This is a genomic window from Metabacillus sp. KJ11-3 (assembly GCF_055808295.1).
Genome location: NZ_CM147865.1, coordinates 4,262,125 through 4,285,314 on the forward strand (window position 1 = coordinate 4,262,125; position 23,190 = coordinate 4,285,314).

Sequence of the window (23,190 nt, forward strand, 5' to 3'; positions counted from 1 at the left end):
GATAGGCGTATATCGTCATATGTCTATCCGCCTTCCTGAATTTCTTCATCTTTACTCTTCAAAAGCATTTCCATCCATTTATCATCAGGCTTCTCTTGACTGTCATAGTAAACCTCCACTGTATCCTTTTCTTCCATAAGCGACTGTATATCATGAATGTCATTTTCATTTCCAAAAATATTCCCAAAACCCTGATTGTGTTGTTTGTTACTTGTAAAATCTGTTGGAAACTTGTTTCTGAAGTTCACAGCTGAGGCACCTTTTTCAAGTGTCAATTTTTCTATATGTTCAATATGAAACTTATAATATTTTTGCTCAGTATTGAGTTTTTCTTCTATGTGAGCCATTCCTTTTTCTATATTTTGAAGGATTTTTATAATGGTTCCTTTATTTTCTCAGCCTGCACTACCCAAATTTTGCAAACTGGTACTACCTATTGTAACTATAGCCAATATTGGGTAGAATTCTTTAGATACCTATTATAGTAGAAATGTATTTTTCCTTTAAACATTCTGTCGAAAGGAGTATAACATCATTAAAAAGAGTAAAAAGATTAAATTCATTATTATACTTGCGATAACAACTCTCCTTTGTTTAGTTACACTAAATATATTGGTTTCTTATTATACTGCTAAAAAAGCAGCAGAAATTTCGGTAGGGAACAACGCACAAGTCATGGCTGCTTCAATTGCGAAAACAATTGATACAGATGCCTATGAGCGTTTTCTTAAAAAACCTGAAAGAAAGAAGGATTACTGGAAGATTAGACAATCTCTATATGAAGCACAAAAACATACGGCAGCTTTGCATGTTTATACATTATCTTTCCAGGATCCAAAGTCAAGACCCAAAGTCATGATTGCCGGATTTCCAAAAGATAATCAAAATTACTATACGATTGGTATGGACTGTTTGGTTCCTTTGGATCAAATTCAACAAGCCTTCGCGAACAAGCCGTATGTAACAGGTAAAATTAAGGATCCACATTATGGCGAGTATATATCTGCCGGAGTACCCATTCAAAACAAACAAGGAGAAACAATCGGATTTTTAAGTATAGATATTGAAACAACAACCCTTGATCAAATTGGTGCTACGGTAATTGAGAACAGTATACCAAGCTTTATCATAAGTGGACTGTTAGTCATTTTATTATTAATGATTTTTTTCATTATACAAAAATGGTACAAGCGTGAATTAATGAACCAAATTGGCGAAACAGAAGAAACATATCATGTTGAAATTCATTCATTAGTACAGTCTGTACGTTCATTACGTCATGATTTTGCCAACCACATTCAAGTTTTAAATGGGTTACTTAAACTAGGAAAACAGCAGGAAGCTCTGGATTATTCAAATTTAATGCGTGAAGAAGCCAAAGTCATCTATCAAATGCCAAGTAACGCTAAAAATCCAGCATTATCTGTTTTATTCCAAGTAAAATCTCTTAAAGCACAGAATCATAATATTGATATTCAATTTCATATTTCAAATTCTTCCTTTGAATCCATCCAATCCATCGACCTGGTTAAAATCTTATCTAACTTGATCGATAATGCGATCGATGCAACAAGTGAATTACCACATGACCAACGTAAAATTGACATCTACTGTGAAGACAACAGCGTAGAATATGTACTCTATGTAACAAACACAGGCCCCGTTATCTCAACAGAAGAAAAAGAGAAATTATTCATTCCAGGATATTCGACGAAATTGAAAAATTCAGAACGAAAGATTAGAGGCCAAGGACTTTATATTGTGAAGAAAATAGTGGAAACTTATCATGGGAGAATTGTTGTAGAGTCTAACAACGGGCAAACTACATTTTATGTGAAATTACCTATGAAAAAGCTATGATGTAAACTGAGGCAAAATAGAGGATGGTTAATTAAAAGCTGCTAAGCTGTTAACTTAACCCCTCTAGCTGTATAATCCCCCTTTCAAGCCTACATACATACCAATATAACCCTATTAACCATAAACCTAATAAAATTTACCAGTATATCCATTTTTATGTTAGTTTTTCCATCTTTTTTACTATATTATAAATTAGTAATATTAAGGATGGAGATTAGAATAATGAAACATATAAAAACATATAAATGGGTTCTAATTATTATTTTATTTATTATATCTATAACAATTATTCGCTTATCATGGATCGGTTTTTTGACACAGTTGGACTATCCACAAATTCCTACTATTAAACAAGGTGTACTAGATTTGCGCGGGTGGAAATATTCCGATCATCAGACACTTCCGTTAAACGGAGAATGGGAGTTTTACCCCTCAACATTTCTGTCATCTAAAGACCAAATAAACATGAAGAAAGAAAATCACCTTATTGTCCCTAATAATTGGAAAACAGTGTTTGAAGAAGATCAACTCTATCAATATGGAACATATAGACTTCGTATTCTAATTGATAACAAAGACGTGGACACATTCGGAATAAGAATTAATAAATTGAATAATGCTTCAGCTATATATGTAAATGGTCAACAAATTGGTCGTTCAGGAAAAGTCAGTACAACAGAAGAACAGCATAAAGGGAGTAATATTCCATACACAGCTTTAATCAAACCAACTACTAATGAAATTGACCTTATGATTCAAGTTTCAAGTAACCGTAACAATGGAGGAATTGTCAAACCTATAAGGTTTGGAACGATAGAGGCAATTCGCTATCAAACGCAATTATCGGTAGGGTTGCAACTATTGCTTTGTGTAATTTTGTTATTACACAGTGCATATGGATGTATCCTATACTTCATCAGACCTTCGTTAAACAAAGGCTTGCTTTACTTCTCCTTATTACTTATATGTGCCCTAGTTAGTGTTCTAGGCTCTGATGACAAGCTATTATACAAATGGATCGAAGTTCAATATGACTGGGAAGTGAAAATTACATATTTATCATACATTGGTGTTGGGGCCTTTATTCCTCTCATCATAAACCGATTGTATCCGACAAATAAAAAGGACATAAAACTACAATTTTTTTTGACCTACTGTCTTTTATACGCACTATTCATACTAGTATCTCCAACAAGATATATTTTGTTTTCTTCTAAAGTCTTGTTGTTAGCTGTGCTTATTTTGCCTATTATTCTATCAACCATTAAACTACGATTAGCAAAGGTTGATAAAAGTGAGAGCATCTTCCTGATACTAGGCTGTACAAGCATCGGAATGAATATTATTTGGTCTACACTAAAAAGCAATACACTATTAGAGATGATGCATTATCCTTTTGATCTAATTATTGCACTGCTTTGTTTTGCAGCCTTTTGGTTTAAGCGCTTTTTCAGGATTGCTACTGAAGCAAAGCAGCTTGCTGAAAAATTACAAAGTGAAAACAATCGCAAAGATGAATTCCTAGTAAATACTTCACATGAGCTGAGAAATCCATTGCACGGAATGATGAACATTATTCAAATGCTTATAGAAAACAAAACATCCCCAGCCTGGAATCAAAAAGATCAATTATCGTTACTACTTAATATTAGTAAGCGGATGTCTTTAATGTTGAATGACTTGCTAGACAGCACAAGACTAAAAGAAAATACGGTCCAATTACACTTAGAGAGAGTTTATTTAAAAGCAGTTATTAGAGGTGTTCTCGCTTTGGCTAACGCGTTAATTGACGGCAAGCCAATTCAAATAAAAGAAGAGATACCCGATTCATTTCCACCTGTAATGGCTGATGAAACACGACTGGTTCAAATTCTTTTTAATTTAATTCATAATGCAGTGAAATTTACAGATGAAGGAGTCATTACAATTCAAGCTACAGTAGAGAATGGTATGGCTCATATTCACATAGAGGATACTGGAATTGGTATTGGTCATGACATCATACAAAAAATTTTTGAACCTTATGAACAGGCATTAGTAAATGTAGGAAGAGCAGGTGGCGGCTTTGGTCTAGGATTAAGTATTTGCAAAATGCTAGTTGAGCTTCACCGAGGGACAATATGCGTTCAATCCTCGCCAGGTAAAGGCTCTATATTTTCTTTTACGCTTCCTTTGTTTCAAGGGTCTGATGAGTTAGCAGAAACACATACGCAATTAATAAAAAAAGAAATTATGGATAATGTCGATGCTACTTTTGAATTTATACCTTCTAGTGACAAAAGTGAATTTCCAGAGAAGAAAAAGATTCTGGCAGTGGACGATGACCCTATTAATTTAAAAATACTAGCTACCATCTTAAATAAAGACTACCTAGTCACTACTGTAACGAGTGGACATCAGGCTTTGGCAAAACTTGAGAGAGAGTCTTACGATCTAGTCATTACGGATGTAATGATGCCGAAAGTTTCAGGATATGAACTAACCCGATTAATTAGAAAACGATTTTCAATTTCTGAACTTCCTATATTACTTCTTACCGCAAGGTCACACACAGAAGATATCATGACAGGCTTTCAATCAGGGGCTAATGATTATATTTTAAAACCAGTCGACACTTTGGAATTAAGGGCAAGGGTGAATGCTTCAACAAGGTTAAAAGTTTCAATTGAAGAACGTATTCGTATGGAAGGTGCTTGGCTTCAATCCCAAATACATCCACATTTTATTTTTAATACATTAAATTCAATTGCTGCTCTAGCTGATATTGATCTTAATAAAATGCAAGAACTTCTTGAAGAGTTTAGCCATTATTTGCGTCTCAGCTTCGATTTCCGTAATGCTGATCCAATCGTGTCGTTAAATCAAGAAATTTCTTTGGTCCGCTCTTATTTATATATCGAGAAAGTCAGATTTGGAAATCGCTTATTGGTACAGTGGGATATCGATACAGATCTTGATGTATTCCTACCTCCACTATCTGTTCAACCGCTTGTAGAAAATGCTGTTAAACACGGTATCTTAAAAAGGAAAAATGGCGGGACAGTGTATATCCATATAAAAAAACAGTCTGATCATATTAAGGTTTCTGTAAGTGATAACGGAAAAGGGATGACAGCAAATGAGGTAAGTGAACTCTTTATAGAAAAAAATCCCTTGAACGCACTAGTGTGGGACTACGAAATGTTGATCGCCGTTTAAAACAGTTATATGGTAAAGGGTTGATTATTCAAAGCATCCCCAAAATTGGGACAACAGTTAGCTTTTATATCCCCGATAATCTCTTGTAAATTAATATTGTATAATAATGGTAGATTTTGTGTGAAAAGGAATGATTTTTTATGATTCGTGCAGTCATAATGGATGATGAAGAATTATCTATTCATTTATTAAAAAGGAAACTACAGGCATTTCCAATCATTCAAATAATAAAAACTTATTCTACACAAGAACAGATCTTTCATGATCTCATTGAGGAAAAAATTGATGTTGTTTTTTTAGATATTGAAATGGGGAAATCTAATGGATTGGATATAGCTGAAGCCATTCTGTCCAGCCAATCCTCTATACATATTGTTTTTGTCACAGCACACTCGAAGTATGCTGTCCAAGCTTTTGAGGTAAACTCTATTGACTACATATTAAAGCCAATTTCCAGTAAACGTCTCGAAAAAACGATTGATCGGCTAATTAGCATAGTTGGAAGTAGTCAAAATAGGTCTAAAACGATTTCAGAAACACAACCCTTGATCATAAATTGTTTTAATGAACTACAAGTGTTTCAAGATCAACAATTGATTCATTTTAAAACAGCTAAGGTAAAGGAACTATTTGCATTCCTTCTCACTCATTTTAACCAATATATCCACAAGGATATTATTATTGAAAATCTATGGCCCGATCAAGATTATAAAAAATCAAAAATTCACCTACATACCTGCTTAACATATTTGCGGAAAATGTTAGGCAAATTAGGATACCCAAATTGTATTTCTTTTTCAAGTAATTGTTATTCATTACAGTTGGAAACCATTCATTGTGATGCGATTCATTTTGACAAAACAATAGAGAGTGTCCAGGTTCTTGATGATTCTAATCAGAACATCGCCATAGAGTTAATTGAAACATATACAGGCCATTATTTAGAAATGAACCACTATGAATGGGCCCATGATAAGTCTACTTATTATTATGAGAAGATTATGCATCTTTTTGATAAACTGATCAACTTTTATGAAAACAAAGACCCAAACAAAGCTTTTTATTACCTTCAACGTCAGCTAAAGTTAAATCCTTATTTGGAGAACAATGTTAGAAAAAGCATGCAAATTCTCATTCACCAAGGATACAGATCAGAGGCAATTAAACTGTATCAAGAATTTGAGAATTTACTTATGGAGGACTTAGGAATCATGCCAGAAAGGTCCCTGAAACAATTGTATCAGTCGATGATAACCAGCTAGTGGCCCCTATTAAAACAATGTAATTTCATTTGAGGTTGAAGTTACATTGTTTGTGGTTTTATATGCTTCTTAAGAACAACCTAATTTCCTCTATGCTAATTCCCAATTTTTTTGCCTCTAAAATTAAGTACACCCATTCTTTATCAAGATCACGATTCAATTCAACCACTCCAGTAATTAGTTTTCCCAAGAACTTATAGAAACAGTGGGTCTATTACTATCATATATGGTTGTTCTTACAAAACTCTTAAACCATGAAAACATATCATTTCGTTAAAAAGTTCTCCGTATAATACGGACGTGAATCACTACTAAACGCTACACCGACACCAAGTCCTTCAAAATCTGTTTGTAATATATTTTCTCGATGGCCGAGTGAATTCATCAATCCTTCATGCGCAAAGACACTGCTAATTTGTCCTGTAGCAAGATTCTCTCCAGCCATTCGATACGTAATATTGTCTTCTGTCATTCGATCAAACGGAGATTGACCGTTAAGGTTGGTATGGCTAAAGTAGTTATGATCCGCCATATCCTTGCTATGATCACGAGCTGTTTGCCGAACTGGTTCCTCCCAATTCAGTACAGATAAACCATGAGTCACTCTGGCAGCATTTGTTAAATCAAACAACTGGTACTCAAACCCTTCTTTCAACTCTTCACTTGGTACAGCAAAGAAGTTTTCTCTTTGATTTTCCAGTTCCTCACTGATCATTTGAATAGCTGTAACAGTATTTTCCTCATGCTTATCATAAAAGAGTGTCACATAATTTTGATCAATCCGAAATATATCATACTCCTCATTATTTTGAACTTGATAAGATACAAATCCTTTTTGAATACTTGTAAGTGGATCATCCATCTCCGCAAGGACCGCTTGCCTTGAACTTGCGAAGGAAATTCCCATTGTTGTTGTTAATAGGTCCTGATTTGTATATAGGCCAGCAACCCGGTCTTGATCATCATACGCGACCATAATAAAGTTTTGGTAATTCTCGTGATATGCAACCCACTCAACTCCATACTCATTTAAAGACGATCGTTTTGCTGTCCCTATTTGCTGTTCGACCTGTTCCCGAGTATCACCAATTTCTATATTATAAACTGAAAATGACTGTTCAGAAGGAGCTTCAAGCTTTGGAGGCTCTACGACTTGTTGATTTCCTTCTTCCTTTTCCGTTAAATTTTGAATGAACCTCTGAAACAATTGCTGAACGTCATTACTCACTTTATTTATTGCAGAAACTACTTCAGGATTTTCCTTTATTTCTGTAATATCTGTACGAACTTCTTCAACTACACCTTGAATACCGGCTTGATTAAAGGAATCCCCATAAAAATACCAAAAACCACCTGCAACCAAAAGCAAAGCAACAATATTTTGTACTCTCGGCAATAACGACACTCCTGTTCCGTATTTCATTTAGTCATGATTTTAGCAAAGATTTAGGTTCATAGATAGATAAACTCGGCTTATCGCCAAGTCTTTATGAGAATTCTTATCCTATCTGTTAGTAACAGTAAAAAAGATTCTTTATAAACTTTGACCTAATTAAAGCTGATTATAACGCCCGATTATGAAAATTTGGTGAAAAGACTTAAGGTATTTATACACACTTACGATACTTATTATCCTGAAAACAAGTATGTTAAAATAAAGGAATGACTAAAAGTAGAGTGGCTTAGGAGTGTAACAAATCATGAATAAAAAAGATGTAGCAACTATTCGAAAACAATTCAAAATAAATAATGATTTACTCAAAATCTCTGACATTTTTAATGTGTATATTATGAAGGAATCTAGTGACATTTATCATCATCAAAGCCAGCCATTTGAAATGCTTGATGATGATCAAAAAGAGCTATTTATGAGTAACTTTAAAAAATTACTTGCTGGCAATTTGGATGAAAAGCTCTTTGAATTAAAGTTCCAACGAGATGCCGCCAATAGCAGTCAGCTTATTTTACATCAAGGATTACTCAGTACAGATGTGGAAGGCTGGAAGGAACAAATGCTTCAAATCGTAGGAAAAATGCTCCTCACCCGACAATATGAGATGGACATTGTCGTTACATTCATTCGTGGAGAATATTTAAAACCAACGAAACGTCGAAATGACGAAGCTGAGGAAAGTGAACGAGATACTGTTTACTCTCATCCCTTTATTTTATGCAGCATCAATAATACTCAAGAGCCCAAAAAAGAACTGCTTTTTGACTATGTTGAAAGAGAGTTTAAATACAACTTTGTTGTTGATCCAATCATTAACCTTAATGCACCTATGGGCGGATTTCTGTTTCCTTGTTTTACTGATCATGCAGCAGATGTTAATCACATCCTATATTCATCAGGCAGGGTATATGAACCTGATCACCAATTCATTGAAGAGGTATTAAATGGCGAGGAAACGATGACCGCAAAAGATGATAAAATCGTTTTTGAGGAAATTATTAAAGATGTTACAGGAGATCAATTGAATACCTCTACTCTCTCCAATGTATATGAAGAAATAAACCGAATGATCGTAGAAAATGAAGAGGAAGAACAACCGAAATTAGATTCAATAGACGTAGCACGTGTTCTAAAGATGAGCGGACTTGAAGATGTAAATACAGAAAAGGTCGAAACCTCCTTCAAGAAAATAATTGATGATGATAAATATGAGATAAAAGCAAACAGTGTTTTGCCGAAGTTCACTTCAAAATCAATTAAAATCAATACAAAAATAGCAAACATTTCGATTAGCCCGCAAGATTTAAGGTACGTAAAACAAGTTCAATTAAGCGGCAAACGTTACCTAATGATTGAAGTGGAAGAAGATACTGTAATTGAAGGATTTACGATGATTCCGGAGGCATTTGGTGTGAAACCGGAGGAAGAATAGAAATATTAAGAGTGAAACCTACTTACCTTGTAGGTTTCACTCTTATTTTCATTTGTTTTATATATTGTCAAAAGTACCTTCAAAAAGCAATTCTTTCAACGGACGGCGATCACTTGGTTGTTCACGCTCCTGTAGATTTTCTGGCAGTATTACTTTTTCGCCTTGATATCCAATCGCTATTACTGCATGAATTTCAATATCATCTGACACATTTAAAACTTCACGTGCCTTCTCATTTTCAAATCCTCCCATTGCATGGGTAACTAGACCTTTTGCATGTGCTTCTAAAGCCAAATGTCCCCAAGCCGTTCCTGCATCAAAGGCATGCCAAGCATTAGGGCCGCGTTCAGTAGTTTTTTGTGAAGCAATGACAGCTAATACAGGTGCTTTTTTACACCATACAAGGTTTCCAGGCATAATAAAAGAATGGAATTTTTCAAGATCTTCCTTTGTGCGAGCTATAATAAATTTCCAAGGTTGTATATTAGAAGCTGATGGAGCCCAACGCGCTGCCTCAAAAAGGCTGAAAAGTACATTCTCCGGAATTTCCTTTTCCAAAAAGGCTCTCGGTGACCAACGATTGATAAATTGAGGAGATACTTCGAAATTAGGTTTACGGTTAGTTGAAACATTCACCATTTATAATCCTCCATACTCAAGATATATTTATTTTAGCAATATTTTCCTCCTAATCAAAATATACGGCTTATGAATCGGTCTTTTTTAGTAATTTTCTGATTATTGTCTTTCTTAGGCACTTAAGGAAGTCGTTGCTCACTAAGGGATGCTCCCTTAAATGGTGGTGCCTTTTGTTTGGACTTATGTTCTCCTATTTACTAGTAAAAAAATTTATGCACTGTTATGTCCATACTCCTACATAAAGGTTACTTCACATTTGATATTAACTACTACGCCAAGTATCATTTTAATACTTTTATACGTAATAAAAAAATCCAGCGTATTCTGCTGTTAAACAGAATAGCACTGGCCTCTTTTATCACATATTAATATTTATATCTTTTCTCGCTTTACGTCTTTGAAAGAATTTTACAATAGCTGGATAGCTAATTGATAAGATCGTTAAGAAGATAAGGATTATAGAAATCGGTGATGCAAAAAAAATATCTATACTTCCATCAGATGATAAAACTGCCTTTCGGAAATTTTGTTCCATGTCCGCTCCAACAATTAAGGCCAAAACAAGAGGTGCGATCGGAAAATCTAGTACTTTAAGCATAAGTCCGAATAATCCGAAAACTAATAATAAGAAGAAATCAATAGCACTATAACTAAGTGTATATGTTCCAATGAAAGCTAGTAATACAATGATTGGATAAAGTACTTTTGCTGGTGTATCAAGTATTTTTACAAGGACACCAACTAGTAATATATTAATAATTACTAAAGCAATATTTCCAATAAACATACTATTGATTAAAGACCAAACAGTGGTTGGGTCGTTTTCAAATAGAAGCGGCCCCGGCTTAATCCCAAGCATAATAAGTGCTCCAAGCATGACAGCTGTTGTACCGGATCCTGGAATACCCATTGTTAATAACGGGATCATTGCTCCTACAGATGCTGCATTATTAGCTGATTCCGGTGCAGCAAGCCCTTCTACAGCACCCTTACCAAATTCATCCGACTTTTTAGACATTTGCTTTTCAGTAGAATAACTGATCATTGAAGCAATGGATCCACCTGCTCCCGGCAGAACTCCAATAATAAAGCCAAGTGGTCCAGATCTTAAAATTGGCCATTTTGAACGTCTCCATTGCTCTTTGCTAAACCATATTTTCCCTACCTTTTTCTTTTCCTTCTTAAGATGATCTATTGTGAGGAAATTGTACAATACTTCACCAATAGCATAAACCCCAATAATCACAATTAAGAAATCAATTCCTTCACTGAAATGTGAGATTCCCAATGTAAATCGATAAACACCCGTTTGTGTATCGATCCCAACTGTGCTTAATAATAGCCCAAGTGACATGGCCAAAAATCCTTTTATCATTTTGCCAATTGAAAGTGATACAATGGCAGAAAGAGTAAGCAGCATTAAAAGAAAATATTCTGCTGGTCCAAATTTCAATGCAAAGTTTGCAAGGGGTTCGGCAAGGAATATAAATCCGATAACAGCCATAATTCCACCAATAAAGGAGGCTACTGCTGAAATGGCCATTGCTTCACCAGCTTGGCCCTTTTGAGCCATAGGATATCCATCAAAAGTTGCGGCAATAGCTGATCCATCACCAGGTGTATTTAATAAAATGGAACTTCTCGATCCACCATACATGGCACCATAGTAAATTGCTGCCATTAAAATAATCGCACTAATGGGCTCCATTCCAAATGTAATAGGTATTAATACTGCTACAGCTGTGGCTGGTCCAAGTCCTGGCAACATCCCTACAATCGTTCCTAAAAATCCACCAATTACAACCCATACTATATTCATCGGTTCTAAGGATGTCATTAATCCTTCAAAAAAATTATTCATGTCCATTCAGGTCACCTCCTAAGGTAAACTAACACCCAGTAACACACTAAATGCATACCAGGATAAAAATGAGAAACAAACCGTTACAATAACATTAACTTTCCACTTTTGTTTACCATTTACAACAAATAATAATGCCCCTAAAAATATAACAGTTGAGAATAAAAATCCGATAATCTCAAAAATGAACGCATACCCTACCCCTAACAAAACAGTAAGTACAATAAGTTTAGGAGTTCGCCCAGCAAGCAAAAGTGTTATTTTTTTATTTTCTTTATTTAATATTTTGAGCTCCTGAAATAAATACAAAATACTAAAAATTAATAATAAACAACTTAATCCGATCGGAAAATATAGCGGACCATTTGGATTTCCCAAATTTGCTTTTGGTAGATTGAAAGACCCAACTAAAAAAAGACAACTTAATAAAATGAAAAATATTGGCATCCCCATTTTAATGATTTTCATTAGATTTCTCTCCTTTCCATATTTTTTCTCTATTTCTGATGAAAAGTTAACCTTCCCTTTTAGGGGAAGGTTAACTGATTTCTTTTCACCTTTCATTCTTTATTTAACGAGCCCAGAATTATTAACCAACTCTGTATAAGTTTTCTCTTGTTCCTCTAAGAAGCTTTTTGTTTCTGAGCTGTTTTTATAAAAATCGTCCCAATCATTATTTTTAAGAACTTTTTGCCATTCTTCAGTTTTTACTAATTCACCAATTTTTTCATCCCAGTAAGCCATTTCTTCCTCTGTCATATCAGGAGGTCCCATGATTCCTCTCCAGTGTGGGAATACCATGTCAACTCCTTGTTCCTGCCAAGTTGGAACATCATCAAGCTCATCTACTCTTTCCTCAGATGAAACAGCTAGAATTTTAAGCTTTCCAGCAATATGTTGGTCTTTCACTTCAGATAATGCAGTTGTTATAACATCTACGTGATTTCCCAATAACGCTGTTACAACATCTCCTCCACCTTCATAGACAAGAAAGTCAAGTTGAGATGGATCTCCACCATATTCACTAAAGGCTTGAACAAATGATAAATGGTCGTTATTCCCTAGCGCAGGGCCTACTCCAATTTTTAATGACTTAGGATCTTCTTTTAATTTTTTCATTACTTCTTCAGCTGATTTAAATTCAGAATCAACTGGAACTGCAATCGAAATCCATTCAGTAGCAAGCGTTGCAATTGGTGTAAATTGCTTATGTGTTAACTGACTTTGACCTAATAAGTTGTTCGTCAGAAGTAAGCTTGAATTAACAGCTAAGAAATGAGCATCCTTAGACTCTAAGTATTTCCACCCTACTTCTCCTCCTCCACCAGGTTTATTCATTACGTTAATATTACTATCTACTAATTTATTATCCTTTAAACCTTGTTGAATAGACCTGGCTGTCAAATCCCAACCACCACCTGGTGATGCAGGAGCAACGATTTCAATATTTTTATTTGGAAATTCCTTGTTCCCTGATGCTGAATTTGAACATGCTGTTAAAATTGCCATCAATAAAAGTAAAATCCCTATTTTTTTCATATCAACTAACACCCCTCTTTTAACGGTTTTTGCTACACATACCCATATGTGCTTTACCTAGGAATATCTTATCTATCAAGCTTTTAAATGTAAACGTTTTCAAAATATTGTGTGATAAATAAATTAAATTATGTTTTGTTCATTTTGTTCACAAAGTAGCAGAGAGACGCCACTACTCTACCTTTCCTGAGTAGTAGCGTCTCTCTGGCCTACCGACAATTCCATATACATGTTCAGATATTGCTTCCCCTGTTCCGACTAAATATTCTAGATACCTCCTAGCTGTTGTCCTTGATGCTCCCATTTTTTTGCCGACTTTTTCCGATGTTATTCCATCTGTTTCATATTTAATAATTTCTTTGACTTTCTTAAGTGTGACATAATCAATTCCTGAAGGAAGCAATGGCTTTTCAATTTGCTTATCACCTGATCCAAAAAGACTATCAAGGAAGTCCTGATTCACGTCTGAAACAGACTTCAATAACTCTTTTTTCTTTTTATACTGACCCATTATTTCTTTAAATCGCTCAATTGTAATTGGCTTTACTAAGTAATGTTCTACTCCGTAGTTTAACGCTTTATTTACAAATGCCTTATCTGTCGCTGCTGTTATCATCATGATGTCAACTTCAGGATAGTTTTCTCTAATTTGTGCCAAAAGCTCTGTTCCAAGCCGATCAGGCATATATACATCTAATAAAATTAAGTCTACTTCCAGTTTCTCCAATAATTCAAACGTTTCTTTAGCATTTCTTGCTTTTCCTACTAAGTTCATCTGCTTCACTTCTGCTAAATATGCCTCATGAATTTGGGCTACACGAAAGTCATCCTCTGCTATTATGACGTTAATCATTCCCGACTCCCCCTCTTTTTCTATTACTTTGGTAAAAATACAGAAAACACAGTCCCCTCATCTTTCCTACTTATTAATTCAATAAAGCCACCTAGAAGCTCAACCTCCTCTTTAACATTCGCAAGACCATATCCTCTTTTTTCTCCCTTAAGTGATACACCTTTTTGAAAAATCGTTTCTTCCAACCCATTTGGAATTCCCTTACCACTATCTGTTATCTCAAACAAAACATCGTTTCCAAAATCTGTTACAAAAAAGGAAACTTTTTTTCTTCACTATCAGCAGCTGCATCAAACGCATTATCCAATATGTTTCCTAAAATAATAATTAATGGTGCAAGTTGAAATTTTTCTGATAGAGGTGAAACTGAACTTTCTTCTTCAATATGAAAGTGAATTTTCTTTTCTGATGCCTTCGCTAGTTTCCCTAATAAAATGGCTTGGATTTTCTCATCTTGAATATGATTAAAAATAAGTTCGGTATGCTGTTCTTGTGATTTTGTTTCTTCTTGAATAAGCTGTATGACCTCTTCTTTTTTACCAAGTTGAATTAAACCTAATATGACATAAAGTTTATTTGTAAACTCATGAGCTTGTGCTCGTAAATCTTCTGAATACTGCTTTACCTCAGAAAAAGCATCAACCATCTTCTTCATTTCCGTTTTGTCCCTAAAGGTGGCAACTGTTCCGACTCTTTTCCCCTCTTCTAAGACCGGCTGTGTATTAACAATAAGGGTCCGATCCTTATACTGTACTTCTTCATTTACAACATCTTTATTTGATTCCATAAGTTTTAGAATATGATCAGATGTAATCATTTCATTTATTCTTTGTACTTCATCTCGACTAGAAATATCTAAAATTTGTTGGGCTGATTTATTCATCATCGTAACCTTGCCGTATTGATCAATGGCAATGATACCCTCTTTGACGGATTGAAGTATTGCATTACGTTCTCTAAATAATAAAGCGATTTCATAAGGTTCCAGCCCAAGAGTATCTCTTCGTATATTTCGTGCAAGAATGACACTTCCTATAATCCCTATAAACAGTACTATTCCAGAGGTCGTAACCATTTCTTTTACTTTACTAGAAATACGGCCACTAATTTCCGTCATATGAAACTCCACAATTACAGCGCCTTCTACCTTATTATAATCTTCGTAATCAAGAATAACTGGGGCAACTCCCCTTAATACCTCACTTTCGCCTTGTCCTACACGAGTAACATAGGTACTTCCAAATACAAGTGCCTTATACGTATCCTGATATTGAGAAGGCGGCTCTTCGCCAGCTATTATGTTCTTTTCTCGATCTTCAATAAGAACGCGTGAAGCATCTACCTGGTCAATCACCTTATTAATAACCAAATGTAGTTTTTGCTGATTGTTATTTTGTTCCCGAAAAGTCTCCTGGACTGCAGGCATAAATGAAAGAGTTTGGGCTGTTTGAAGTGCTAATTCTTCAGCCTGTTTAACATCTTCTTTTGTTTCATTGAAAGCAAATGTTCCTGTTAGAACTCCAATAACAAGTAAAATCAGAAAGAAAATGAGACCTAGAATTTTTGTTTGTAATGTAAATTGAACTTTCATATCGACCTCCAGTTTACTTGCAAACTACTATTTTAAATAAATAATATAATTTGAGATATTTATATTTTATAATACATGAATGAATATTCTGACTCAAACGAACTTTCTAAAACACAGAAAAAAGTCTTCCACTGTGAGTAATGAAAGACCTTATGTAAATACTCATAATGCTACGGAATATTAGACACATACACAATGGGTTAAGTAAACTTTCTAACAGTTCTTGACCTCTAAATTTGCTTTCTTTATGTTAACGAAAGTCCATGTTTATAGGCCCTCCAAAAATGCCTCCAAACCGATTTGTATACTGCCGAAAGACCTTTTCTAATCGAATAATTACAATGTGCAATCTTGCTAAATTTTCCAACTAACTACTACAGCCTCCTCCACAACTGGAGCAGCTGGATCCCCCTGAATCCCCACCACCACTTGAATCACCTGAATCACTGCTACAAGCAAAGCCGGAACAACTAGATCCTCCACCGGACGATATACCTTTTTGGTACTCTTCAGGAACAACTTCACTCATATGCTCATGAAATTGATCTTCATTGTATATCGAATAAAAGACCGCAGCCCCGGCTGCATATGTATATAGATTACTGTCTACCGCTGAGGTATGCGGAGCAAATTTCTTAGAATTTGTATTTTGCAGCCCAGCCTCATGAATCTCCTTTTTCATTTTATGAATTAAAAATCTCTTTACTTCCAGCCATTCTTCATTTTTTCTAAAATATTTCGATAGTAATTCATCTTCAGATAATAAACGGAAATCTTCTAGAATCTCACGCTTAATTGGGTTCTGTAAAAGACGCCCCCAGATGGATCTACTGTTCTCAGTCACTTCAAATAAGCTAATATACACCCAATCAAAAAAGGCACGTTCACCTGGTATCGGAGTACTATCCAGATTAGGTGTGTGGTGTAGTGTATCATTGTAAAAGTCCTTCGAAAACTTCTCATAGTCCCTTGTAAACATGAGCATTTCATGCCAAATTTCATCTACATGATGACTAAACATCGGGACTGACTTTAAAAGACTATTCATTAAGAAATAACGTTTTAACTCAAACATTCCCCAGTCAAACTCATGATCCTTCCATTTCGGATGACTCTGTAGGACACGATTTTTCACATTATCTATATAAAAGTTTGATAGGGACAGATCGAGCTTATTCACAATTGGAATTGCTTCTACTACCTGTACACCTAGTTGTTCTGGAATAAGGTCATTCTTTAAAGACTTTTTCCTCCCTGCACCGAATGTGCGTCCCAGCAGAAAAAAGAGCCCCATTACAATAACCCCTATGAAAATTCCTGTCATGGCCCTCATCCTTTCAAATTCTTGTTATATAATCCTCTTCATCCCTTAAATATACGAATTAACCTTTGGTAAGTTTCCTTAAAGTTTCCAGCCTGCTTATATTCATCGTTTTTTTCTTACTTTTTGAAACCAAGAAGATAATTTCACTCCATAGTAGAGGAGCAAAAATGAACAGATCGTCATCATTGCATAACCCTGAACCGCGAATGGAAATGTTGTTCGTTCATCTGGTGAAAGTTGAGTCCCGATTAGGATGCCTAGATAAATGATGAAAATATCCCGTATCGGCACATACCATTTGATCTTTCGCATTTTTATATAGATAAAAAGCTGTGAAAGAAGAGTAAATAAAAGAGCAACAAACTCCCCGGAACTATCACTGAAGGACTTATCTACTATTTCCCAATGAGGAAACCAAAAGCAAATCATCATGATCTGTGAAATTGATAACAAAATTGTATAGTAAAGGCCGCTCTTTCGTCCTTTTTTCTCTTTTTCCTCAATCAATTCTTGCTGCTTTTCTGTTAAAAAGATATTATCCAAACCGTCTGCCTCTGAACCAATTTCAAAGGAAAGTGTTCCCTCAAACCTCTTTTTTGGAATTGATTCAATAACTTCTGGATTGTTTGGGGTTGCTGTTAATGCTTTATCTGTATGAAAAATGTCTACCCCGTGCTTTTGAAAGATATCAATCCATTTAGTAAGTGATCCTTCATCCCAATGAGCAAAACTTGTAACCTCTAATTGATTATTGGTACTGACACCACAGATTAATATTTTTGCCGACCGTACTGGAATAAGTTTGGTCCTATCATGATGAACACTATACTTGTATTTTGCCTTCAATCGATAATCCATTCCGATTAAAACATATTTCATATTTTCATAAGGTAGGGAAAATTCTTGTTTAATACCTTTCTTTTTGTCTTTTGCGTAATAATTATAACCTTTTTCACCAACATGGATTTTTATAATGAAGTCTAAATACTTTTGTAAGTTTTTATAACTAAACCACGAAAGTCCAAGAAAGACAACACCAATCAGGAATAAAGGAATTGAGATACCCAGCCCAGTCTCTGGGACTTCTTTGACAGTAAAAAAGAACATACCCATTCCCATTAAAAGGAACAAGGAGATTAACCCAATATGGCAACAAATGGCCCACTTTGGAAGCTGATTCGTAAAGTTCAAATGATCTTTCGTTTGCATTTCCATAAGTCAACAACTCCTCCTATTCCCTATTTTACCAGAAACAGTAAAGTGGTAATGAATTATTCTATATAGATCTATAGTTAAATTCCCCATCCTGTACTAGCAATTTTACGAAAACCTATCTTTGTGAGAAGAGTAAAAAGAAAAAAGCTCCCCAAAAGATCAGTGAACTTTTGAGAAGCCTTGATTACTATTCTTTAGGGAGGAGGCTCAAAAAACCTGCCCAACCTCCTCTTATTCTCTACCTTTAGTGCGTTGATTTATTGCATCAATATCATAAGGATAGCTTACAAATAATTCACTCGCTTCAGTTAAGTGTTTGAGTTGATCCTTCGTTAAAGACCATCCAGCAGAGCCTAAGTTAGCTTCAAGCTGTTCCATTGTACGTGCACCGATAATTGGGGCCGTAACACCACGACTGTTTAGAAGCCAGTTGATTGCTGTCTGAGCCGGAGTCTTACCGGCTTCTTCTGCAACACTATATAACGTATCTAACAAATTCCACGTAAAATCATTATTATACTTATCCCATGTCTCACTATACCCTTTTTCTTCAGCAACAGATATACGAGAATCTTCTGGCGGTCTAACCATGTCACGTGTAAACTTACCACTTAACCATCCTCCACGCAGCGGACTCCATGGGATAACGCCTAAACCTTCATTTTCACAAACATCAATCAATTCGTATTCGGTAGCACGACATAACAAATTATATTGAGGTTGTAGGCAAACAAATTGTTCCCAACCTTTTTGCTTACTTAAGTCTATTGCTTTTTGAAGCTGCCAACCTTTAAAGTTGCTTGCTCCAATGTAACGTACAAGACCTTCACGAACAAGATCATTTAACGTGCTTAGCGTTTCTTCTAAAGGTGTTCGAGGATCCCATGCATGAACCTGATAAAGATCAATATAATCAGTTCCTAAACGCCGTAAGCTTTCTTTAACACCGGAAATAATATGTTTTCTGCTCAGCCCAACATCATTTGGTCCTTCACCCATAGGGAAACGAACCTTTGTTGCAACAACATAGTCATCACGATTTTGATTTTTTAACCACTTACCGACGATTTCTTCAGAAACACCACGTGTATAGACATCAGCAGTATCAATAAAATTCCCGCCTTCTTCAGCATAACGGTCCAAAATGCTGAAGCTATCCTTTTCATTGGTTTCACGACCTAATGTCATTGTTCCAAGACAAAGTTCACTTACTTGTAAACCAGTTTTCCCCAGATAACGATATTCCATTGATTCATCACTCCTAATAGACTACTTCAGTTAAACCTGACAATTAGCAAAAAAAGCTAGTGTAAACTGAATTCGTTCACCCTTTACCAAATAGGTACAAATCCATCAATTTCTTTTAAAGTAGATTCAATTTCAATTAATACATCATTAGAAAGATCAACTTCAGAGGCTTTCACATTCTCAGTTACCTGTTCTGGTCGACTTGCTCCGACGATTGCGGAACTAACACCAGGTTGTCTTAAGATCCAGGCAACAGCTAATTGAGATAATTTAATACCTAAATCATTCGCAATTCCTTCTAAACGGGCAACTCGTTCTAACACTTCATCATTTAAGTAGCTCTTAATCCAACGATTGATGTTGTCGTTAGCTGCACGAGTGTTGGAAGGAATCTCTTGACCTGGTTTATATTTACCTGTAAGGATTCCTTGTGCTAACGGTGAAAAGACAACCTGTCCGATTCCTTCTTTTTCAGAAACAGGTAAAACTTCTTTTTCAATATAACGTACAAGCATGTTATAGATTGGTTGATTTGAAATAAGTGGACGTAGATTTTTTTCTTTTGTTATATGAACTGCATCGGTGATCTGTGCAGCAGTCCATTCACTAACACCATAATATAAAATTTTACCTTGCTGAACTAAATCATCTAATGCGCGTAAAGTTTCTTCTGTTGGCGTTTCTTCATCAAATCGATGACATTGATAAAGATCGAGATAATCAACACCTAATCGTTTTAAACTCGCATCACATTGCTCAATGATATGTTTTCGTGAAAGGCCTCGGTCATTCGGACCATCTCCCATCGGGAAAAACACTTTCGTAGCAAGCACATAGCTTTCTCTAGAATAAGATTTAAGGGCTTCACCAACCACTTTCTCTGCTTCTCCTCCATTGTATGCGTTTGCAGTATCGAAAAAATTAATACCAAGTTCATATGCTTGATGAATACAATCAATGGCATTTTGGTTTCCTACTGTTTCCCCATACGTTAGCCAGCTTCCAAGCCCAATTTCACTAATTTTCAACCCGCTGTTGCCTAAACGACGATACTTCATTTTGAAACACTCCTATTAATTTTAGTTTGATAACGGAAAAAATTGTTCCTAGAGAAGATATAAATCACTAAAAAATGTTTATATTTCTCTAAATAAGACTGAGAGCAAATCAATAGGTTTTAAAAAGCCTTCAAGTTGTTCGTGAATATCTTAATAATCAAACAATAAACAACCTTGTTTTTATAGTATAAAGAGTAAAGAAATTCATTTAAAGTACTGAATTTTTTTTGATATAGTAAGAAAAAGGTTAGATAATATAAAATTTATAGTAGCTACTATTGGGGTAAGGGAAGGAATAATATGTGATGAAACTGTGGGTTCACAACAGCGGAAACATGGGCTCCCATCAGAGAGTGATAATCTCATACTATATTGATTTTTCTGACGAGACACGGCATCCGTATTATTGCTTGTACATGTTTATGGCATTTAGTAGAGAATTCCCGGATCTCCACTCTTCCTTTCACTAGACCAGTTATCAAATCTAACATCTGGGAAGCTAGTTGTTTATGTATCCATTTCCCTAGCATATAGGTGCACCGTTTCCTTTGAGCAGGCAGTAGAACGAAGCCGATATTTCTGTCATATCGCTGTTCATGTCGCATTTCATATAGGAAAACATGACTTTTGCTGAAATATCACAAACTCGTATCGGAGTTTTATGCCCTAAGTAGGGAAAATCTTCTCTTTTCATTTGTGAGCTTTACAAAATAAACTTTATCCATATCTTATTTTGTCAAATATCGACTCGGAATCTGCCGATATTTCCCGGGAATTTGTTGTAATTTGAAAAAAAGTATATCTGAATTGTCAGAACAAACGAATCTCTGTTTTTGATTATCTCACCTTGTAAATATAACTTGTTTGCAACCTCTATGTCGCTCCCTGATACGTTTAATCCTATACATATCACCCTATGATATGATCATACAGGCAACCAAGGTGATATTTCCCCACTTCGACTGCTAACTTCTTGTAACAAAAGATCGTTTTATCATTTGTAAAACATACCGCATATAGATCCACCATTTCTATTAAAACATGAAGCTTTAGGTTTATTCACAAGATATATCGCCAAGCGATACAACAACAAAAAGAGCCACTCTATCCAGCTATTTATCTAATACTATTTCTGAAAATAGTATTAGATAATATCATCATTTTCATTTTATTTTCGAAATAAGGTAAAAAGCCATCCCCATTTTTCTTTCGGTTGTTGTATCGAAACTTCTAAGCGTTTATTAAAATCGTTTTGTAACTTCCATTCTTTTTTCTGTTCCTCCCTCATATTTTGTAATTCTTTTTGTAAGTGTTCACTTCTTTGTTTTTCTTGTTCCAGTAATGTTTCGTAATGGGTGTTTTGTTGTTCCGTTAACTTTTCAATTTTAGTATTCGTTCTTTGTGCTGAATTTGCGATGCTTGAACTTATTACATGATGATCTTGTTGGAGTTGGGAAACATGTGTTTTAAGCTGTGATATATCGTTTATCAATTGGACATTCATTTCACGTGCTGCAGCAAGCTCATTCACTAAAAACCTTAGAGCTTCTTTTACTTGATTAGGGTCGTATGATAAATTTTCATATGTATCGTTTATCGCTATATCTGTTTCATCAGATGCTTCTAATCTTTCTTTTTGTTGAACCACAAGCTCTCTAGCTGTATCGTCCAAGGGCTTGTCCGTATCGCGTAACGCTATAAGTGCTCTAATGTCAGATTGAACAAAGATACGCCGGTCTCCATCCTTCAAAAATTCATATCCATTACGCTCTAAAATTTGTCCATACTTTCGAACTGTGGGAGTTGCAATTCCCACTTCTTCCGCCACCTCTTTGGAAGAGAATGCTCGTTCATTTGCTTGTATATCGTGTCGCATATCGCACCTCCTTCCTTCCAATATGAAGGTTTTTAAAGATATATGCAAGAGGTATATCGCCCATATCTACCAAGTGATGAAAAGGTCGCAAAACCATTGAGTAGACTGATAAAGATCTTTTATAATAAACACCATGCATCTCATATATATTAATCTAAACAACTAGAACACATTAACATTCACCAAAAAACTATTAGAATCTAACAAATGATTTTGTCCTTTTACAGAAGGAACTAGGCTTCGTCAAACGATTATTGGCACTTGACTCTGAATGAGTTGTTACGATACGGGTTGTATCGGCTTAAACTATTTAGGGCGATGTTACCTTACAGCAGATGGATTTCCTGCACTTGCAGATGCATCATCAGTCTTCGCTTCTGTCGCACCTTCTCCTTTTGAAATACATCAATCCATTTATTAAGTGATTCCTGATCCCAATGAGCAATACGTTAACCTTTGTATTTTGCCTTTTATCGATAATCCATCCCAATTAAAACATACTTCCTATTTTCATAAGGTAGGAAACATTCCTATTCAATACCTATCTTTTTGTCTTTTGCGTAATAATGATAATCTTTTTCACCAACATGAATGTTTATAATGGCAGTCTAAATTCTTTCGTGAATTTTCCCCTATCCTCCTCTTCTATACATCTTTGCTTTAAATACTAAAGTTGATAATAGTAACCTTTAATCATAAATATAATTAAAAATAAAGGAATCTAAAAAAATATAAATAAATGGATATATTATACAAATCGGGATATATAATTAGGTCGATG

19 protein-coding genes are annotated in these 23,190 nt (G+C 35.1%); 4 read left to right on the forward strand and 15 right to left on the reverse strand.

Annotated elements, in window-relative coordinates; translation table 11 throughout:
* Nucleotides 1-23: 23 nt before the first annotated feature.
* Nucleotides 24-347: a hypothetical protein gene (locus AC0L8O_RS21135; protein WP_473445133.1), complete on the reverse strand. Its 324-nt coding sequence runs from the start codon at nt 345-347 to the stop codon at nt 24-26.
* A 265-nt stretch (nt 348-612) separates the two neighbouring features.
* Between AC0L8O_RS21135 and AC0L8O_RS21140 the strand changes: the two genes are divergently transcribed.
* The 3 genes from AC0L8O_RS21140 to AC0L8O_RS21150 all read left to right on the forward strand — a co-directional run bounded on the left by AC0L8O_RS21140 (nt 613) and on the right by AC0L8O_RS21150 (nt 6,320).
* On the forward strand, nt 613-1,860 hold the full coding sequence (locus tag AC0L8O_RS21140) for a sensor histidine kinase (protein ID WP_473445135.1): 1,248 nt from the start codon (nt 613-615) through the stop codon (nt 1,858-1,860).
* Nucleotides 1,861-2,082: 222 nt separating this feature from the next.
* A complete protein-coding gene (locus AC0L8O_RS21145; RefSeq protein WP_473445137.1) occupies nt 2,083-5,058 on the forward strand; it encodes an ATP-binding protein in 2,976 nt (991 codons plus the stop codon).
* Nucleotides 5,059-5,198: 140 nt separating this feature from the next.
* The gene (locus tag AC0L8O_RS21150) at nt 5,199-6,320 is read left to right on the forward strand and encodes a response regulator (RefSeq protein WP_473445139.1); all 1,122 of its coding nucleotides are present in this window, start codon (nt 5,199-5,201) and stop codon (nt 6,318-6,320) included.
* A 58-nt stretch (nt 6,321-6,378) separates the two neighbouring features.
* Here AC0L8O_RS21150 and AC0L8O_RS21155 read toward each other — a convergent pair whose 3' ends face one another.
* Both AC0L8O_RS21155 and AC0L8O_RS21160 read right to left on the reverse strand, forming a co-directional pair.
* Entirely contained in the window at nt 6,379-6,489 is a 111-nt protein-coding gene (locus AC0L8O_RS21155) for an anti-repressor SinI family protein (RefSeq protein WP_473445141.1), read from the reverse strand.
* Between the two features lie 96 nt (nt 6,490-6,585).
* Nucleotides 6,586-7,716: a CAP domain-containing protein gene (locus AC0L8O_RS21160; RefSeq protein ID WP_473445143.1), complete on the reverse strand. Its 1,131-nt coding sequence runs from the start codon at nt 7,714-7,716 to the stop codon at nt 6,586-6,588.
* Nucleotides 7,717-8,020: 304 nt separating this feature from the next.
* On the opposite strand from AC0L8O_RS21160, the gene AC0L8O_RS21165 reads away from it, so the two are divergent.
* Entirely contained in the window at nt 8,021-9,205 is a 1,185-nt protein-coding gene (locus tag AC0L8O_RS21165) for a DUF4317 domain-containing protein (RefSeq protein WP_026561969.1), read from the forward strand.
* A gap of 57 nt (nt 9,206-9,262) precedes the next feature.
* Here AC0L8O_RS21165 and AC0L8O_RS21170 read toward each other — a convergent pair whose 3' ends face one another.
* The 12 genes from AC0L8O_RS21170 to AC0L8O_RS21225 all read right to left on the reverse strand — a co-directional run bounded on the left by AC0L8O_RS21170 (nt 9,263) and on the right by AC0L8O_RS21225 (nt 22,409).
* Nucleotides 9,263-9,844, reverse strand: a complete 582-nt coding sequence (locus tag AC0L8O_RS21170) for a nitroreductase family protein (protein ID WP_473445145.1) — start codon at nt 9,842-9,844, stop codon at nt 9,263-9,265.
* Nucleotides 9,845-10,202: 358 nt separating this feature from the next.
* Nucleotides 10,203-11,705 (reverse strand): tripartite tricarboxylate transporter permease, encoded by a 1,503-nt coding sequence (locus AC0L8O_RS21175; RefSeq protein ID WP_473449075.1) that lies wholly within the window; start codon nt 11,703-11,705, stop codon nt 10,203-10,205.
* A gap of 18 nt (nt 11,706-11,723) precedes the next feature.
* Nucleotides 11,724-12,173, reverse strand: a complete 450-nt coding sequence (locus AC0L8O_RS21180; RefSeq protein WP_473445147.1) for a tripartite tricarboxylate transporter TctB family protein — start codon at nt 12,171-12,173, stop codon at nt 11,724-11,726.
* A gap of 99 nt (nt 12,174-12,272) precedes the next feature.
* Nucleotides 12,273-13,244 (reverse strand): tripartite tricarboxylate transporter substrate binding protein, encoded by a 972-nt coding sequence (locus AC0L8O_RS21185; protein ID WP_473445149.1) that lies wholly within the window; start codon nt 13,242-13,244, stop codon nt 12,273-12,275.
* A 172-nt stretch (nt 13,245-13,416) separates the two neighbouring features.
* Nucleotides 13,417-14,097 (reverse strand): response regulator, encoded by a 681-nt coding sequence (locus tag AC0L8O_RS21190; RefSeq protein WP_473445151.1) that lies wholly within the window; start codon nt 14,095-14,097, stop codon nt 13,417-13,419.
* Nucleotides 14,098-14,120: 23 nt separating this feature from the next.
* A complete protein-coding gene (locus tag AC0L8O_RS21195) occupies nt 14,121-14,324 on the reverse strand; it encodes an ATP-binding protein (RefSeq protein WP_473445153.1) in 204 nt (67 codons plus the stop codon).
* A gap of 20 nt (nt 14,325-14,344) precedes the next feature.
* Nucleotides 14,345-15,688, reverse strand: a complete 1,344-nt coding sequence (locus AC0L8O_RS21200; RefSeq protein ID WP_473445155.1) for a Spo0B domain-containing protein — start codon at nt 15,686-15,688, stop codon at nt 14,345-14,347.
* Between the two features lie 367 nt (nt 15,689-16,055).
* Nucleotides 16,056-17,012, reverse strand: a complete 957-nt coding sequence (locus AC0L8O_RS21205; protein WP_473445157.1) for a glycine-rich domain-containing protein — start codon at nt 17,010-17,012, stop codon at nt 16,056-16,058.
* Between the two features lie 102 nt (nt 17,013-17,114).
* The gene (locus tag AC0L8O_RS21210; RefSeq protein ID WP_473445159.1) at nt 17,115-18,227 is read right to left on the reverse strand and encodes a hypothetical protein; all 1,113 of its coding nucleotides are present in this window, start codon (nt 18,225-18,227) and stop codon (nt 17,115-17,117) included.
* Between the two features lie 231 nt (nt 18,228-18,458).
* A complete protein-coding gene (locus tag AC0L8O_RS21215; RefSeq protein WP_473445160.1) occupies nt 18,459-19,475 on the reverse strand; it encodes an aldo/keto reductase in 1,017 nt (338 codons plus the stop codon).
* A gap of 83 nt (nt 19,476-19,558) precedes the next feature.
* Nucleotides 19,559-20,533, reverse strand: coding sequence for an aldo/keto reductase family protein (locus AC0L8O_RS21220; protein WP_473445162.1), 975 nt, complete (start codon nt 20,531-20,533; stop codon nt 19,559-19,561).
* Nucleotides 20,534-21,701: 1,168 nt separating this feature from the next.
* Nucleotides 21,702-22,409 (reverse strand): hypothetical protein, encoded by a 708-nt coding sequence (locus AC0L8O_RS21225; protein WP_473445164.1) that lies wholly within the window; start codon nt 22,407-22,409, stop codon nt 21,702-21,704.
* Nucleotides 22,410-23,190 lie beyond the last annotated feature (781 nt).

What these genes read in the sequence shown, in the direction of transcription:
- AC0L8O_RS21135 (WP_473445133.1), bottom strand. Translation starts at nt 347, where the DNA reads ATGGCTCACATAGAAGAAAAACTCAATACTGAGCAAAAATATTATAAG.
- AC0L8O_RS21145 (WP_473445137.1), top strand. Translation starts at nt 2,083, where the DNA reads ATGAAACATATAAAAACATATAAATGGGTTCTAATTATTATTTTATTT.
- AC0L8O_RS21150 (WP_473445139.1), top strand. Translation starts at nt 5,199, where the DNA reads ATGATTCGTGCAGTCATAATGGATGATGAAGAATTATCTATTCATTTA.
- AC0L8O_RS21165 (WP_026561969.1), top strand. Translation starts at nt 8,021, where the DNA reads ATGAATAAAAAAGATGTAGCAACTATTCGAAAACAATTCAAAATAAAT.
- AC0L8O_RS21170 (WP_473445145.1), bottom strand. Translation starts at nt 9,844, where the DNA reads ATGGTGAATGTTTCAACTAACCGTAAACCTAATTTCGAAGTATCTCCT.
- AC0L8O_RS21175 (WP_473449075.1), bottom strand. Translation starts at nt 11,705, where the DNA reads ATGAATAATTTTTTTGAAGGATTAATGACATCCTTAGAACCGATGAAT.
- AC0L8O_RS21180 (WP_473445147.1), bottom strand. Translation starts at nt 12,173, where the DNA reads ATGAAAATCATTAAAATGGGGATGCCAATATTTTTCATTTTATTAAGT.
- AC0L8O_RS21185 (WP_473445149.1), bottom strand. Translation starts at nt 13,244, where the DNA reads ATGAAAAAAATAGGGATTTTACTTTTATTGATGGCAATTTTAACAGCA.
- AC0L8O_RS21190 (WP_473445151.1), bottom strand. Translation starts at nt 14,097, where the DNA reads ATGATTAACGTCATAATAGCAGAGGATGACTTTCGTGTAGCCCAAATT.
- AC0L8O_RS21200 (WP_473445155.1), bottom strand. Translation starts at nt 15,688, where the DNA reads ATGAAAGTTCAATTTACATTACAAACAAAAATTCTAGGTCTCATTTTC.
- AC0L8O_RS21205 (WP_473445157.1), bottom strand. Translation starts at nt 17,012, where the DNA reads ATGACAGGAATTTTCATAGGGGTTATTGTAATGGGGCTCTTTTTTCTG.
- AC0L8O_RS21210 (WP_473445159.1), bottom strand. Translation starts at nt 18,227, where the DNA reads ATGGAAATGCAAACGAAAGATCATTTGAACTTTACGAATCAGCTTCCA.
- AC0L8O_RS21215 (WP_473445160.1), bottom strand. Translation starts at nt 19,475, where the DNA reads ATGGAATATCGTTATCTGGGGAAAACTGGTTTACAAGTAAGTGAACTT.
- AC0L8O_RS21220 (WP_473445162.1), bottom strand. Translation starts at nt 20,533, where the DNA reads ATGAAGTATCGTCGTTTAGGCAACAGCGGGTTGAAAATTAGTGAAATT.
- AC0L8O_RS21225 (WP_473445164.1), bottom strand. Translation starts at nt 22,409, where the DNA reads ATGCGACACGATATACAAGCAAATGAACGAGCATTCTCTTCCAAAGAG.